Source organism: Microcoleus sp. B7-D4, assembly GCF_036705125.1.
In the GTDB taxonomy this organism is placed as follows: Bacteria; Cyanobacteriota; Cyanobacteriia; order Cyanobacteriales; family Microcoleaceae; genus Microcoleus.
Genome location: NZ_JAUBTT010000140.1, coordinates 1 through 15,725, shown reverse-complemented (window position 1 = coordinate 15,725; position 15,725 = coordinate 1). Strand labels below are relative to the sequence as shown.

Here is a 15,725-nt window from a genome sequence, read left to right as displayed (position 1 = left end):
TTCGTGGGGTCGGGCGGGTTTATAGAACCTATTTGCAAGCTTTAAGGCTGTTGGCGAACCCGCCCCTACGGCTAATTTAGAATGGTGCAATATCTCAGTTTTAACTAAACTTACAATTAAATTACATCCCGTTAAAACACGATCTATGACCTACACCACAGCCAAATTACTTAGCTTTGAGGAGTTTATCGCCCAATATGGGGATAATACACGCTATGAACTAATTGACGGAGAACTCAGAGACAGGTCACCTACGGGCCCTCACGAAGCTGTTGCCGGGAGTATTGCGGGTAAAATTTATGTCGAAATCTTTCGGGATAACTTCAACTGGTTGGTGCCTAAAAATTGTCTAATCAAACCACTCTATGCTGAAGCTACAGCGCTGCGTCCTGACGTAGTTGTTTTAGATAAATCAGAACTCGGTCAAGAACCCCTTTGGCAAAAAGAACCAGTTATTTGTAACGGTAGTACCATGAAGCTTGTTGCTGAAGTGGTCAGCACTAATTGGCAAGATTATTATGCCAGAAAAGTGGAAGAATACGCTTTTTTGAATATCCCAGAATATTGGATTGTGGACTTTCGTGGCTTGGGTGGTTGGCAATTTATCGGCAACCCAAAGCAACCGACTTTCACAGTCTGCCAGTTAGTTAATGGTGCATACCAGCAGCAACAATATCGCTTGGGAGATACTATTTCTTCTTACCTGTTTCCCAATTTACAACTGAGACTCGACGACATTATGCCGACTTGAAAGTCTGGTAAGCTGTCGCCGCGAACTTAAATTGTATATTCGGGCGTTGCTCAAAGCCACCCAACAAGAGTTGGATTGTTTTTTGACATATAATAATTTAAATGCAGAACAGCTTATCGAGCGATCGCACCTTGGGCAAAAAAGGCAATCTAAACTTATCACAGAAATAACGTTAACAGTATTTAATGCTTTATGAATGTTGTTTGAAACCCAGAACTTGATTGAGGTTTGCATGATGACACAGACACTCTTACAGCCACTAGACCAACGGTTCATTCAGTCCGGGATTAGCTGGGAACAGTTCAAGCTAATTGAACAGGGGTTTTCTGACTCCCCAGGGACGAGGTTGTTTTATTACAAAGGAGAGGTAGAAATATTGGCAGTTTCCCCAGAACACGAATTTTTTAGTCGGACAATTTGTACGCTGCTGTCTATCTACTGCGCCGAAAATGAAATTGAGTTTTCACCTACGGGAAGTTTTACCCAAGAAAAGGAAGGGGTAGTGTCTGCACAAGCTGATGAATCTTACTTTATTGTCCGACGCATAACCCCAAATTCTCCCCCAGATTTATGTATCGAAGTTATCTTCACTAGCGGTAATGTCAAAAAATTGCAGCGCTATCGAGTATTGGGAGTTGCTGAAGTCTGGTTTTGGGAGGATGGTGTATTGGCTATGTATCGCTTGGGTTCTGAGGGTTATGAAAAAATTTATTCAAGTGTGGTTTTGCCAGATCTAGATATTAACTTGCTGTGTCGCTGCTTGCTGATGGCTTCGAGTGTGGAAGCGATGAGGGAGTTTAGGAGGGGGATTTCTGGTTAAGCTATTTTCCTATGATTAACTTGATTTTAGTATGTTGAACGATCGCCAGCTTAGCAGTGCGGCAAGGATAATAGTACAGGTAAACACGGCGATTAGGGCGATCGCAGCGGTAGAGGGTATAGACAGAATGGGCCCGCCGTATTTGATGGTGAGGGAGAGGGCGATCGACATCAAAAATACTTTTAGGATAAATGCGGTGTTTCCGTCCATAGAATTAGCCTGTAGTTGTATAATTTGGCATTGAGACTATTATGGCAAATTTCTGGACGGGGCGTGGGGTTGGGAGGTAAGTAGAGAGCGATCGCACGAACTTACCCAACTGGCAGCGCGATCGCACCTAACAAATTTTTTAACAGGAAAGCGGCAATGAATGTTGTTTTAAACTCAGAAATCCCATAGCGATTAAATGATGATAGAATGCAGTAATAAAAATCCATCATAAATTCCATGACGCGATTCATTCACGATCGCTTTGCCAAAGAATACCTGGAAGAAATGCTCTCTCCCATCGGCACAGTCAAGATCGGTCGCGATGTGACCAGCGAAGTCCGAGAAATCGATGTCTATTTCACTCCCGGCACCCTAATCCCAGAATACACACATAATCTAGGATTCTTGGGAAAAATGGCAAACACAACTGCCATATTTGAACCGTTTCGTAATCCGATAACTGTCAGCGAAGTCTGGAACTGCACCAGTAAGTTATTCGATTTGCGAAGAGAATTAGAGCGGCAGGCAAGAAGAGAAAATACTCGCTATGATGATGCTAAGTTGCCGTTCCTGTGGATTTTGACACCGACAGCATCAAAATCAATAGTGTCTGGTTTTGGTGGAATGCCAAACCTCTCCAATTGGCTGGAGGGAATCTATTTTTTCCCGGAGCACTGGCAAGGGGCAATTGTGGTGATTCACCAGTTGCCAGAAACACCAGAAACCCTGTGGTTGAGGATTTTGGGTAAAGGGAAAGTGCAGCAAAGGGCGATCGCCGAATTGAGCGCTTTAGCCACGGACGATCCGCTGCGGATGACTGCCTTAGAGTTATTATATAGGTTGCAGTCAAATTTAGTGACCGATGCCCCACAGCAATTAGAACCAGAAGAGCGGGAGTTAATTATGGCCATTACACCACTTTTTCAACAACAAATACAAGCAGCACAACAACAAGCTAGAGAACAAGGGCTAGAACAAGGGCTAGAACGAGGCAGACAAGAACAGCAACGCTTAATTTTATCAGATTTTCTGCCAGGGAGATTCGGAGAATTAAGCCCCAAAATGAGCGTGTTTTTAACGCCTCTATCCAAGTTATCGGCGACGGAATTTACTCGGATGCTGCTGGCGATATCAATGCTGGCAGTCGATGAAGCAGGAAAGCAACAAGCGGTGAAATTGTTGGCGGAATATGTCTTGAGGATGTACTTTGATGAATCGGTAGATATTCTGGCTATAGCAGTTAGCAATTTACTAGAATTGCCCGTGGTCGAATTGGGTGTGTTGGTAGAAGAACTGCCACAGTTATCGGCTGATGAATTGAGGGCAAGATTATAGAGTTTTTGGAGGAGAGCGATCTACAAATCCTCTGGATTGGGAGGTTGAGTTGGGGGCGATCGCTCCGAGTTAAAATGGGCAGCAGGGGGCGATCGGTTTTCAGACTATTATTGCAAATATGTGTTGCGGTCCGGCGGGCGATCGGCTATTTTCTGAGATACTAGGATAATTTGCCAGCGTTGAGTGTAATTGAACATGGATCACCAAAATTTAGAGTTAATAGAAAATATTCGCCAGCAATTTGACAATACTCCTTATCCCAGAATCCCGCTGGAACAATCTCCAAAAGACAACAGTGAATTGCTCTACCTTCATAATCTTGTAACTGCTTACTACTTCAGAAATAGAAGAGTTATTAATACAGAAGGTAAAGTTATCCTCGATGCGGGATGCGGCACCGGTTATAAATCCTTGGTTTTAGCTATAGCCAATCCTGGAGCAAAAATAGTAGGCATCGATTTATCCGAAGAATCTGTGAAACTAGCTGAGCAACGTTTACAGTATCATGGGGTTGCTAATGCAGAGTTTTATGCTTTGAAAATAGAAGAATTACCAAGTTTAGGGTTACAGTTTGACTATATCAATGCTGACGAAGTTCTGTATCTCTTGCCCGACGCTGTTGCTGGATTGCAAGCGATGAAGTCAGTTCTCGCTCCCGATGGCATCATCCGCACAAACCTTCACAGCTCAAATGGTAGAGCGGGAATGTTTCGCGCTCAAGCTGTTTTCAAAACAATGGGATTAATGGATCGAAGTCCGGGAGAAGTGGAGATCGAAATAGTCCGGGAAACAATGGAAGCCTTGAGAGATGAAATAGGGATCAAGGCGGCAGGGTGGAATGCCGATTTCGCACAGGATGAGGGATGGATTATGGTTAACTATTTATTCGTGGGTGATAAAGGTTGTACCATTCCTGAAGTGTTTGCTATGTTGAGAGGTGCTGATTTAGAGTTTATCAGTATGGTGGCTTGGCGCAGGTGGGAGTTGATGGATTTGTTCAAAGATCCAGATGATTTGCCTCCGTTTTTGGCGATGAGTCTGCCAGAAGCTTCTGTGGAAGAGCGACTGCATTTATTTGACTTGTTACATCCCCTGCACCGTTTGTTTGATTTCTGGTGCGGGAATCCCCATCAGGTTCAGGCTTTTGTGCCAGTTGCGGAATGGACGGAAGCTCAATGGCGGGAAGCACGGGTACACCTGCACCCTCAACTGAGGACTTCTCAGGTGAGGGAAGACTTGAATAATTGCCTTGACAGCCAGACGCCGTTTGAGATTAGCCGTTATATTATTGTGCCAACTCTAGCGCCAGTGGCGATCGAGAGTACAATGGCGGCTTGCTTGCTACCTCTTTGGGAGGGGCCGCAGTCTGTGGTGTCGATCGTGGAAGGGTGGCTCCAAATCCGCTCCCAGATGGCTGTTAACCTAGAGCCTGTTAGCGAGCAGACAGCCTTTGAGGAAGTCAAGGAACTGTTGATTAGGCTGGAAGTCTTTCTGTACGTGCTTTTGGAGCATTAGAGCCAGGATTTGAAAAAAAAAATAGTTTGGTGTGATATTAAAGCGCCGATAACTGGGTAAGTTACATATAAGAGTTAGAAATCGAGCATCCCACCCCTCACGGAGAAAAGACTTATGAAGACTGAATTTAAAGCCAAGTTCCTGCAACACATCAACAAAAGAAGACAGGATCAAGGTTTCACACTGATTGAACTGCTGGTGGTTATCATCATCATCGGTATTTTGTCGGCTATTGCGTTGCCTTCGTTCTTGAGCCAAGCTAATAAGGCAAAGCAGTCCGAAGCCAAACAGTATGTCGCTTCAATGAACAAAGGTCAGCAAGCTTACTACGCAGAGAATACCCAGTTTGCTAACGATCCTAGTGGCACAGCGCTGGGTCTTGGTATAAAAACTGCCACCAACAATTACACCTATGTAATAAGCGGTGGCTCGGCGGCAGGAGGAATTGTTAATGCCAATCCAACTGCTGGTGGTGCTCTCAGATCATATGGGGGAAGTGTGGCTTTAGTTTCGGCTGGAGAGGCAAGCACAACTACTAGCATCATCTGCGAAGGCGCAACAGGTACAGCTGGTGCTATGGCAATAGGTAACACTGGCTGTCCGTCAGGTATGAATCCTGTTACTAAGTAATTTTTGAGTTGCATCACTCCTCCTTGTTTATAGTCCTGCATAAGCGGGTAGCAGAAAGCGCTACCCGCTTTAAAATTTAAATAAAAATTCCTTGAATAGTTTATGACTTCTAGTGATTCATTAGTTGCCGGATGGCAGCAGCAAGCCGATCAATATATTTTTTCAGACAACTATTATCAAGCAGCGAAACTTTACGAAGAGGCGATTTTACAAGAGCCTAATGTTCACTCCTACTACTGGCACTTAGGTCTGACTTTTCTATTGCAGGGCCAAGAAAGTGAAGCTCAAACAACATGGCTCTTGGCAATGGCAGATGGAGAGCCAGAAGACATAGAAAAGTGGACAGAAGAACTGATAGAGGTATTGGAAACAGAAGCAGAGCGACGACGATTACAGGGAACAAAGGAACAAGACTATTGCATAGCGTGGGCAATCCGGCAGCATATACGGGAAATTAACCCCGAAGGAGTTAATAACTTGTTACATTTAATCGGGCTGTCCACTTTGCTCAAAACATACAAGGGAGAAATGTTGAATGAGCTGCATATCCTTGAACTGCTCAAGTCGGAAGTAGTAGAAGTGGATACTGAGCTATTAATACAAGTCCTGAAAAATGTTTTAGATTTGGCACCGTTTCACCCTTCATCTTTCGATTTCGCAGAAACAGCTCTGGTGTATGTTAAAGACGATACATCAATTTTAGAGGAGTTGCTACTCCCATTTGTCTATAAGCTTGGTTACTCATTTAAACGATTTGATTTGGCTGCCCGTTTTACCGAAGTAGGTTTAAAATTTATTCCTAAACATCTAGAATTTGTAGGGACGTTGGCTTCTTTTTATCAAGATAGCCATGAATATACGAAGGGAATAGAAATGGCACAATTATACTTTTCACTTGAAGAGAGGTTAGTAAATAAAATTTATGCTAACTTGCTAATTATGCGCGGCTTGATGGGTGCCGGTGGCTACTGGAATGAATTTTGCTTAGCTTTTGAATTGCAGAAGTCCATGCTAGCTTCTTTGATCGAAGAACAAAATATTAATAAGCTATATATTAATGAGCTATCGGAGACATCAGTGCTGCGATTATTTATTTCCGTTTTTTTCTTTCCTTATTTTCAAGATCAACTTGAGGAAAATTTAAAAATTCGTAGTCAAGTAGCTCGATTAGTACAGTCAAAAATAGAAACATCTCTGAAAGAAAAGGTAGATCGGTGTCGCCAGTGGAACTCAAGGTTAATAAAAACCGATGTTTCTACAAGACGTTTGAAAATTGGATATATCTCCCACTGCCTGTGGACTCATTCTGTAGGTTGGTTAGCACGATGGGTATTTCAGTACCACGCTCGAGAGCGTTTTGAGATTAATGGTTACTTTATGAGCTATTTAGAGGGTTATAATCCATTACAAGAATGGTTTGTGACTCAGGTTTCTAAGGCTTGCAAATTAGGACTCAGTGGTCAAGAAGCTGCTGAAAAAATTTATGAAGATGAAATTGACATTTTGATAGATCTCGATAGTTTAACCTTGAATACCACTTGCGAGGCAATAGCAATGAAACCAGCACCGATACAAGTAACTTGGTTAGGTTGGGATGCCTCGGAGATTCCTGCTGTGGATTATTTTATTGCCGATCCTTATGTTTTACCGGAATCTGCTCAGGATTACTACACAGAAAGAATCTGGCGTTTGCCTCAAACCTATATAGCGGTGGATGGTTTTGAGGTAAGTGTACCGACTTTGCGACGGGATCAATTGGATATTTCTACGGATGCTGTTATTTATCTTACTGCTCAGAGGGGATACAAGTATCATCCCGATACAGCAAGGCTGCAAATGCAAATTATTAAAGGAGTTCCCAATAGCTATTTTTTAGTGAAAGGAGTAGCCGATCAAGAATCTCTAAAAAACTTCTTTCTTCAAATTGGAGAATCAGAAGGGGTGAGTGGAGATCGGCTAAGATTTTTACCATCTGCTCCTTCAGAGCAAGTCCACCGCGCTAATTTAGGCATAGCTGACGTAGTATTAGATACTTACCCCTACAACGGAGCTACAACTACCATGGAGACGCTGTGGATGGGCGTTCCTATAGTAACCCGCGTAGGGCAGCAATTTGCTAGTCGCAACAGCTACACGATGATGATGAATGCAGGTATTTCTGAAGGGATTGCTTGGACAGATGAAGAGTACGTGGATTGGGGAATTCGTTTAGGCAAAGATGCAGCTTTACGAGAACAAATATCGTGGAAACTGCGACAGTCACGACAAACTGCTCCGCTATGGAATGGCAAGCAATTTACGCGAGAGATGGAGAAAGCATACGAGCAGATGTGGCAGATATATCTGGACACAAATCGTTAATTACCTGGACATAAATTGGTCAGCTAGAGAAATCTTAGTTGAGTTGTGAACCTAGGTCTCAGAAAGAAAAGCCTGCGCTCTTGAGAGGAATTAAGCTATGAGGCAGGGTTTGAAACCCCTGCCGGATTGGAACTCTGACCTTAAGTTGACACGCCTTGGGCAGTAGAACTAATTGATTGCGTGTGTTATACTTTATAAGTCAAAATTTTTTGGAAATTGCCTAAATGCCTTATAGCCAATTTACTATCGAACAAATCAAGTCATCGTTTGGAATACGGCTCTCCGAAAAAGTCGGAATATTTGCAAATATTCCCGAAGCTAGCTACAGCAATTTTTTATCCGAAACCCTAGATTATAATATTCCACTAGCTTTAGCAATTAACTCGGAAAAATCTCGTTCTGAACTGATTGTCATGCCAATACTAATTGAGCTAAGAAAACAATTATCCAATCAAATTGGTCTATTTTCTGGCAAAGACTTTACTGTAGATTCCCAAAAAGGTTTAAACGGATTTTGCGATTTTCTGATTAGCAAATCGCCAGAGCAGTTAATCATAGAAGCACCAGTTATTACTATAGTAGAAGCAAAAAATGACAATATAGAAACAGGCTTAGGTCAATGTATGGCAGAAATGATTGCTGCTCAGTTATTTAACCATCAAAAAGGAAATGAAGTTCAAAAAGTTTATGGAGTCATCACAACTGGTAGCCTCTGGAAATTTATGCAACTAGAAGATCAAACTATCACCATTGATTTAAATGAATACTTTTTAGGTAACGTAGGGAAAATAGTCGGGATTCTTAGAAGCTTGATTGAAACTGAAGACATATCAGGCTATCAGGACTACGCCCAGGAACCCTAGCAATAGGGATATTTAGAGCGAAATTTTGCTCAGAATACTAGCAAGGCTATTGAGATCGTAGGAGGGAATATCTGTGGTTTTCAAGGATGCGATCGCCTCTTTATTCTCATGTTCCAAAACAATTCTACCTTGCAGGCGCGGGATGAGAGCTTCCCACTGAATGTTACTTAACTGTCCGATGAGGGTAATTTCTGGTCCCTCAGAAACGTCTAAATCTTCTTCCATCAAAAGATTCATCGCCACACTAGATAAAGCGAGATTGGCATCTTCATCAGAGATATTGCTGCTGTCTACCAGAATCGTCATTTTGCTTTTGTCTGGGTGAGTGGCAATGGCCCTCACCACTCGTCCTAATTCTACACCCAAAGTTTCTTCAAGTTGCGACCAATCTGGGAAAATAATCAAATTAATCTCTTTCAAATTTAAACGTAACAGAGTTGCCTCTATCAAAGCAGCACTAATCGTTTTGGCCATGTTTGACCAGGAAAACTTTTTAGCTTGTTGCAAACCAGCCGCAATCAATGAATTGCGGATTTTCGGTTTTTGTACCTCGCAAAGTGCATCCGTTAATCCATCAACATCATTATCATTCACATACAAAGCTGCTTCCCCCGCTACTTCAGGGATAGAGGCATTGGGACAAGTGATGACAGGACATCCGCAGGCAATAGCTTCTAGCACAGGTAAACCAAAGCCTTCATACTTGGATGGATAAACCAGTGCAAGCGCACCTGAATAAGCTAGCCTCAATTCCTCATCGCTAAGTTCCAGCAGATGAACGGTTGTGCCAGCCGTATAAGTTCTAAATTCATGTTCTAATAAATATCCACTTCCTGTGCATACCACTTCAAATCCCTTTTTGCTAGCAAGTTGAGAAAAAGCCTTGAAGAATAAAATCGAATTCTTGTATCCTCCGCCAACTCCCACCATTAGGAAGTAGGGTTTTGATAACCCATACTTCGTCAGAAAACTACTAATTTCTTCGTTTTTAGACGGAGTGAAAATGCTTTTTACTCCGTTAGGAGCAACAGTAACTAAATATATAGATATATCCGGAAAAAACCTCAAGAGATCGCGACTTGTATGTTCTGAAACAGCAATGTAGGCTGAGGCAGATTGAATGGCATGATGCTTTCCTCTCCAGTTGGGATGCTCCAAGTCCGCTCCCATCACTTCAGGAATCATATCATGCACCATTAACACCGAAGGGGTCGTTACTACTGTCGTGTAGTAAGTGGAAATAAACAGATCAGCACCCTCTTCATCGCAGACTTGCTGTAGCATTTCGCGGTCATCAGAGAGGTTGTTGACATCGTAAACTGGCACTTGGCGATAACAGATACCAGAAATTTGTGGAGCAGTTCCAACTCTATCTAAAACGATAATATGCTTGGCAAAGCCATTTTCAGCCCATTCTTCCAGCAGTGAGCGCCAGACACGAGCGATTCCTGTTCTGTAAAGCTGGAAGAATACGCCATCTATGAGAATTGTAGGAGATTCTCTTGGGGTTATCAAAGTTTGATTTTGTAACTCATCTAGTTCTACAAATAGCCAACCAGTGCCGTTAGGTTCTTTTTGTGCGATCGGGACTACACCGCAGGACTCGGCAGTATCAACGGTTGTTCCATCCTGCACCCAGGAAAAATACTGTCGTAGTAAAACTGGAAATTTAGTCTGCTGCTGCAAAGCTGTCCACTGCGATCTCGCATTGGTATAGCCGTAATATTGTTCTTTAAACCTTAATTGATCAGGCGTCACATAGGCGAAGTGCTGGAAAATTAACCCCAAATTTTCGGTTTTTTCATGTCGGAAAGGGTTGAGTTCTGCAACATTTCTAAACTCACCATTTGGTAAAGGCTCAGCTAAAATAGGAGGTTCGTGGCGTACCCAAACATAGCCTGGTTTAAACCTCCAGGTTCGCAACCATTCTTGTGCCGGATTTTGAGCATAACAGTTGCGACTGCTAATCACCAAATTCTCTCCGACAAAATACCAGCACCAGTAGAAAGCAGCAGTTTTTTCTGGATTATTGATGAACATCGATCGGGCCGTACACAACTGCTCGATTGTCCACAATTCATCAACATCAACTTGCCACAGCAAACATTCCTCATCAATATTTGCCAGCGGCGCATTCACCATTTCACGTTTACCATCCCAAAAAACACCCTCCGGTTTACGATAGACTGTGACATTCTCAGGATATAACTGCGCCAATTTGTCTAAATATTCTGTTGTGCCGTCATTGCTCCGTCCCTCGCAGTGGATTTCATCAGGTATGTGTCCGCCATTTCCTAAAGACCACGCTGTATCATGCTTTAATTCTGCTACACCTTCAACAATATGCCAGTGCCATTTACAGGGTAGTTGTTTTAATACTTCTATGTGATACTCGATAAATGGTTGACCATTGAGGACAATCGTAAAAAAGTGAATGGGTAATTCTAATAATCCAGTGCCTGAAAAAACAGTATATTTTTTTTGACCGCAGGCAAGCGTTGATGAATACTCGTGGTTGGCTAGACGGTATTTAGCGATCTTATGCCATACACGTTCAGAACCCGGCCAAGTGGGTACAACGTCGTGAAATGCTATCCAACCACCTTCTTTCACCAAAGCGAATGACTGTTCAAAATCTTTTAGTACGTCTAAAAATTGGTGAGAACCATCAATAAAAATCAAGTCTATTTCTTGATTGCCGACTAATTCCTTCCACTGACTCAATACCTGATGTGAATAGCCCTGGAAGGGAACTACATATTGAGATAATCCATTTTTTTTGACATTTTGCTGCCAAATTTCTAAAAAGTTTCGGTCAGGAAAATCAATATCATTTCCATCCCATGTATCTATGCAATAAATTTTTCGATTAGTTCCTATACAGGCATACGCCATAGCAACCGTCGAGCGTCCTTTATAAGAACCTATTTCAACGATCGCAGCATCATCAGGCAGGGATTTTACCTTATTGAAAAGGTACTCTTCTTGACCCGGAACCATGAAACCTTCAATGGCTTCAACAGCAGACTGAATGACTGTATAGCTTGCTGGTAGAACAGTAACTTGTTTGAAGATAGCGTAGCCATTTATATCGGAGTCTGAAATATTATTTTCCATTGTTTACAGCCTGTATTTACCTTGTTTATTGGATTAGTGCTTCCTGAGATGAGGCATCTGAAAATTTAATTTTTTAAATTAATTTAATTAAACGCCTAATTACTAAAATTATATGTAGCAGGTAAATTGTCCTTCATATTTAGAAAAAAAGTTAGTGATATAAATCAAGGCTTCTTCAGGAGATAAATTGTGAACTTGCTCTATATCAGCACCATTCCACGGAAATTTATTTTTCCGGTCGGGTTTATCGAGATACCCCCTTCTGTAGGCTTCCTCTGGTGTAAGTGAAGTTACTGGACTGATTTCTTGAGGAATCAAGAAAGCATTATTATAATGTAACTCTACGAGAGCATACTTATACTCTTGGCACAGAATATTTAACTGTGAAATACTTTGACCAAAAAAGTGATCGTTATTCCAAACATAATTGGGGCTATAGTTAACAGTAAATTTTATAGGTGGTGGGATCTTTTCATTTATTTCTACGGTAATCAACAAAGGTCTAAATGAACTAAGTATTTTGTCTAATACAAAATAATCATAACCATCTATATCAAGATTGAGAAAACTAAAGTTTTCTGGGACTTGATGTGTTTTCATAAGAGCAACTACGTTTTCAGGTGTGACCATGCACTTACTTAAGTTTACTTTTTCAAATTCAGTATACCTAAGTGCTAATTTGGTAAATAGTTGGCTATCATATTCTACTGCTAACCCACTCCATCCTTGCTTGTATAAAAAATAAGTGTTTGACATAGTTATCCCATCACTAGCAGCGATATCGACACAGTATTTATTTTCTATATTTAATTGGTTTAAATATTTATCAATAATAGTTTCTTCGTCTAAATATGAATATTTCTGAGTGGGAGCGTCTACATTTTGGGTATCTGGGATTTTAGGGTTCGCTAGCATCAATACCTTAACAAATGCTTGAGAATCGGAGGCATAACGCTGACAAGCTGTTGCAAATTCCAGGGTAGATTGTTCGTAGGGTACACAATCTAAAATGCTTTGAAGAACTTGTAATAGTAAATCGGAATTAACGGGGTACAACTCCGAGCGCAACAACTCAACAATCCCCAAGGATATTAGGTCTTGATTTGTAAAACTATTCATCTTAATAGAAATATCGACAATCTTTAACAAATTATTTATGTCGGTTGGATCTATTTCCCGGATGTGTTGCCGGAGTATGCGAGCAACAGCATAGTCAGTGACTCTTTCGCGGCGCTGTGCTTCTGTTTGTATCACTCCTATTAGTTCAGATGTGCATTCTTCCATTTGTTCGGCATTGTCCTCAAGTATACCTGTGAACCAGACTGTTAGAGCTTCGGCTTCTTGGTCTTGCAAAAGCAGCATCAACCCCAAATGCCAATAGTGGGATTTAATGTTTGGTTCAGCTTCTATAGCTTGCTCATAAATACTCGCTGCTTGAGAATAGTCTCCTAAAAACAAGCAGCAATTACCTCTTTGTTGCCAATTACTTCGATCGTTTAACACAGATGTGGCACTGTAACCGCTGCTGTAATCTCGAATTTTAGCAATAATAGGCAATGAACTTAGTCCCAGCTTAACTAGCTCGGGAATTTCCGCTAAGCTCTCTATAATATTGTCAGCCAAGTTATATCTTATATCGTCGCCATATTGCAGGGTCAAATACGCTAGAAGTTCCAGAGCATAGTCAGGAAAGTTCATAACATCAGCGATACAAGCTAATTTTAGTATTTGATCAGGTGTCTTTAATTCTGTATTCAAGTCTTCCCGAATCAGATCCCGAAAATAAAAAGCATCAGACCAGACTAAGGCTCCATAGTGGTCCGGTGACACTACAGGCATTCTGCGACAGTCACGATGTATATTACATAAATCAAAAAGTGTAAATCCTTGTTCTCTCAGGTACACATCTACATCCCCAAACAAAGGTTGACCCTTGTATATTTCTGTAAACTCTACTTCTGTTACAATCCCTAGAGTGCTACTTTTTAAAATACTAGAAGATCCTTTTAAAACCAGAAGCTCTGCCCCCTGAACGTCGAGTTGTATAAAATCAATCTCGTTAACTGCTTCTGATTGGCAAAAAGAATCTAAAGTTGTTATCTCAACTTCCACAGTAGAAACTAGCTCAATTAGCGGAGAATTTCCGACATACCGATCAATATAGAAATCGCTGGGAGGATATAGTGAACTGCAACCTGGGTGTTTAGTAAGATAAATTGTGGATGTTCCGACCGAATTTCCCAGAGCTAGTGGAATATGTTTTTCAGTCCAATTTATTTTTCGAGCTTCTATAGTGGCGTTAGCCTCATGACAAGCAGCTTCATCAGCATCGAATCCATAGATAGTAAGATTGGGTGCAAAAATATCCCACCCCTGACTCCCATAGTCATCTTTGTCTGCGATCTTACGAGAGCCAACGAGGCATACTGTTACGTGAATATTATCTAAATGTCCGCTTTTCTTTAGGCTGGGAACGAAGATTGCCATGCTAAAACCTTGAGATAAAATAAATAGATAATTAACGATGATATGGGTAGATATTGCGATGGTAGGGGAGATGGCAGAGAAGCCAATGGAGAAGATACATCAGAACTCCCCCCCTTTCCGCGACTACTTCCCCTTCACCTGCCCCAACAATACCTTATAATCCGCCCGATCGGGATTTAGCTTCACCAACTTCTCCAAAGGCTCGATCGCCCCCACCTTATTATTCATCTGCAACCGCACATTTGCCAACCCCTCCAGAGCCGTCTGATTCTGGGGTTCCCGCTGCAAAACCGTCTGATATCCCCGTTCCTGCGCCGCCAGCAAAGATTCCTGAGAAACAGCCACAGGCGTCGGTTTTTGTTGGTGCTGGCTGCTCAAACCGCTGCTGAACAGACTAAAAATACCAAAAATCGCAGAACCACCAAACGAAACCATTGATACTAACGCAAAAATCTGCTTAATTCGATCGCTCCGATGAACCCGACTATCACTAGATTTTTTCTGTGTACTTTCCATTGCTAACTCTTGGCGTCGCTGTTTTCCAGGCACTCACAAAGCACCTAATCTCTAGAATGCCCAAGTTCGATCGCAAAACGATCGCCCTTCGCCATTTAAAATTTTCGCTGAAACCTAGAAACCATATTAAATGATATTTGTCAAGCAAATTCAATCAATTGTCGGGTTCAGTCCAGGACGCACGGGTGGTCAGAAACCGGGTTTTTTTACGAGAATACTTCACTGCGATCTGCAGATTCGGTAAAAAACCCGGTTTCTAGGCGTCGGAGTGCGTAAGCCCTGAATTCTTCTATAATTTGACAAAGACGCGCCCGGACGCAGTACCGCAAATACCGAGTCCAGACGACTTCTCCAATGTTGTCAACCCAACACAGGGAGCAATACAATTATGCCAAATAATCCAAACTGGTTGCGTTACGATCCAGACGAAGACAAATCTCGACACGCAGCAGCCGACGAAGCTTGTTGCTATGAGATGCAAAGAAAATATGGTTGGAAACTACTTGACATAGAGGAAATTGATACAAACGGTCTAGAAGTTGATTGTGTTTTTCGAGGCCAAACAGAATTTCCCAAATCATTCTACGACACAGAAAGAGAGGACGACGATGCATAAATACATTATTTTCCGAGCCGAACCGAGAACTCCTGGGTGGAAAGATAGAAAATTCCAGCACACTCAATCATTAACTCGCATTTTGGCAGAACACTTTGACTCTTCTGATGGCCCAATTCCTGAAGTTGGCTATCGCCCCCCAGAATTTGTTCGTGTGGAAGCAGAACACGATCCAACTCGGCACGGTTACAGCACTCATTACCGCACAGGTGAGTGGGAAGTGGCGCGGGTTGAGACTTATACTCCCGATATTCCGATCGGTGAATTTGATATGGTAGTAATCTGCTATTGCCAATATTCCCCTATTGATGCTCCCCTCAAACCCATGCCAGAACGTCAAGTTTCTGTCGATTCCTTTAGAGGTGATAAGGAAGCTTATCAACGTTGGTTAGAGTCTCAAAAAGGTAAAGAATACACTGAAGTGTAAGTCACTAACCCCAGCCTAAAGGCATGGGGCTTGAAAGAGGAAGATTCACCGTCTTCTTAATTCAAGACTAAAACAGT

General features: G+C 42.0%; 14 protein-coding genes. 9 read left to right on the top strand and 5 right to left on the bottom strand.

Features of this window, described 5'->3' with window-relative positions:
* Positions 1–145: 145 nt before the first annotated feature.
* Together QUB12_RS34105 and QUB12_RS34100 are read left to right on the top strand one after the other, a co-directional pair.
* On the top strand, positions 146–751 hold the full coding sequence (locus tag QUB12_RS34105) for a Uma2 family endonuclease (protein WP_333310608.1): 606 nt from the start codon (positions 146–148) through the stop codon (positions 749–751).
* 232 nt (positions 752–983) lie between these two features.
* Complete coding sequence (locus QUB12_RS34100) at positions 984–1,571, top strand: Uma2 family endonuclease (RefSeq protein WP_333310606.1); 588 nt, start codon at positions 984–986, stop codon at positions 1,569–1,571.
* A gap of 15 nt (positions 1,572–1,586) precedes the next feature.
* Here the strand turns inward: QUB12_RS34100 and QUB12_RS34095 are convergent, their stop codons facing one another.
* Both QUB12_RS34095 and QUB12_RS34090 read right to left on the bottom strand, forming a co-directional pair.
* Positions 1,587–1,781: a hypothetical protein gene (locus QUB12_RS34095; RefSeq protein ID WP_333310604.1), complete on the bottom strand. Its 195-nt coding sequence runs from the start codon at positions 1,779–1,781 to the stop codon at positions 1,587–1,589.
* A 101-nt stretch (positions 1,782–1,882) separates the two neighbouring features.
* On the bottom strand, positions 1,883–2,032 hold the full coding sequence (locus QUB12_RS34090) for a hypothetical protein (RefSeq protein ID WP_333310603.1): 150 nt from the start codon (positions 2,030–2,032) through the stop codon (positions 1,883–1,885).
* Here QUB12_RS34090 and QUB12_RS34085 point away from each other — a divergent pair.
* From QUB12_RS34085 to QUB12_RS34065, 5 genes are all read left to right on the top strand, one after another.
* Positions 2,019–3,116, top strand: coding sequence for a flagellar assembly protein H (locus tag QUB12_RS34085; RefSeq protein ID WP_333310601.1), 1,098 nt, complete (start codon positions 2,019–2,021; stop codon positions 3,114–3,116). The two genes, QUB12_RS34090 and QUB12_RS34085, sit on opposite strands and share 14 nt — an antisense overlap.
* A gap of 195 nt (positions 3,117–3,311) precedes the next feature.
* A complete protein-coding gene (locus tag QUB12_RS34080) occupies positions 3,312–4,631 on the top strand; it encodes a class I SAM-dependent methyltransferase (RefSeq protein ID WP_333310599.1) in 1,320 nt (439 codons plus the stop codon).
* A gap of 114 nt (positions 4,632–4,745) precedes the next feature.
* Complete coding sequence (locus QUB12_RS34075; protein ID WP_333310597.1) at positions 4,746–5,261, top strand: type IV pilin-like G/H family protein; 516 nt, start codon at positions 4,746–4,748, stop codon at positions 5,259–5,261.
* 102 nt (positions 5,262–5,363) lie between these two features.
* Positions 5,364–7,622: an O-linked N-acetylglucosamine transferase family protein gene (locus tag QUB12_RS34070; protein WP_333310596.1), complete on the top strand. Its 2,259-nt coding sequence runs from the start codon at positions 5,364–5,366 to the stop codon at positions 7,620–7,622.
* A 224-nt stretch (positions 7,623–7,846) separates the two neighbouring features.
* Positions 7,847–8,485 carry a hypothetical protein gene (locus QUB12_RS34065; protein WP_333310594.1) on the top strand — a complete coding sequence of 213 codons (639 nt, stop codon included), beginning with the start codon at positions 7,847–7,849 and terminating at the stop codon, positions 8,483–8,485.
* Positions 8,486–8,497: 12 nt separating this feature from the next.
* On the opposite strand, the gene QUB12_RS34060 is transcribed toward QUB12_RS34065, so the two are convergent.
* From QUB12_RS34060 to QUB12_RS34050, 3 genes are all read right to left on the bottom strand, one after another.
* A complete protein-coding gene (locus QUB12_RS34060) occupies positions 8,498–11,602 on the bottom strand; it encodes a class I SAM-dependent methyltransferase (protein WP_333310592.1) in 3,105 nt (1,034 codons plus the stop codon).
* Positions 11,603–11,710: 108 nt separating this feature from the next.
* Positions 11,711–14,089, bottom strand: a complete 2,379-nt coding sequence (locus QUB12_RS34055; RefSeq protein WP_333310590.1) for an FkbM family methyltransferase — start codon at positions 14,087–14,089, stop codon at positions 11,711–11,713.
* A gap of 123 nt (positions 14,090–14,212) precedes the next feature.
* Positions 14,213–14,638: a tetratricopeptide repeat protein gene (locus tag QUB12_RS34050; protein ID WP_333310588.1), complete on the bottom strand. Its 426-nt coding sequence runs from the start codon at positions 14,636–14,638 to the stop codon at positions 14,213–14,215.
* 355 nt (positions 14,639–14,993) lie between these two features.
* On the opposite strand from QUB12_RS34050, the gene QUB12_RS34045 reads away from it, so the two are divergent.
* A complete protein-coding gene (locus QUB12_RS34045) occupies positions 14,994–15,221 on the top strand; it encodes a hypothetical protein (protein WP_333056238.1) in 228 nt (75 codons plus the stop codon).
* Positions 15,214–15,648: a hypothetical protein gene (locus tag QUB12_RS34040; RefSeq protein ID WP_333310587.1), complete on the top strand. Its 435-nt coding sequence runs from the start codon at positions 15,214–15,216 to the stop codon at positions 15,646–15,648. The genes QUB12_RS34045 and QUB12_RS34040 overlap by 8 nt, the downstream gene beginning before the upstream one ends.
* Positions 15,649–15,725: the final 77 nt, after the last annotated feature.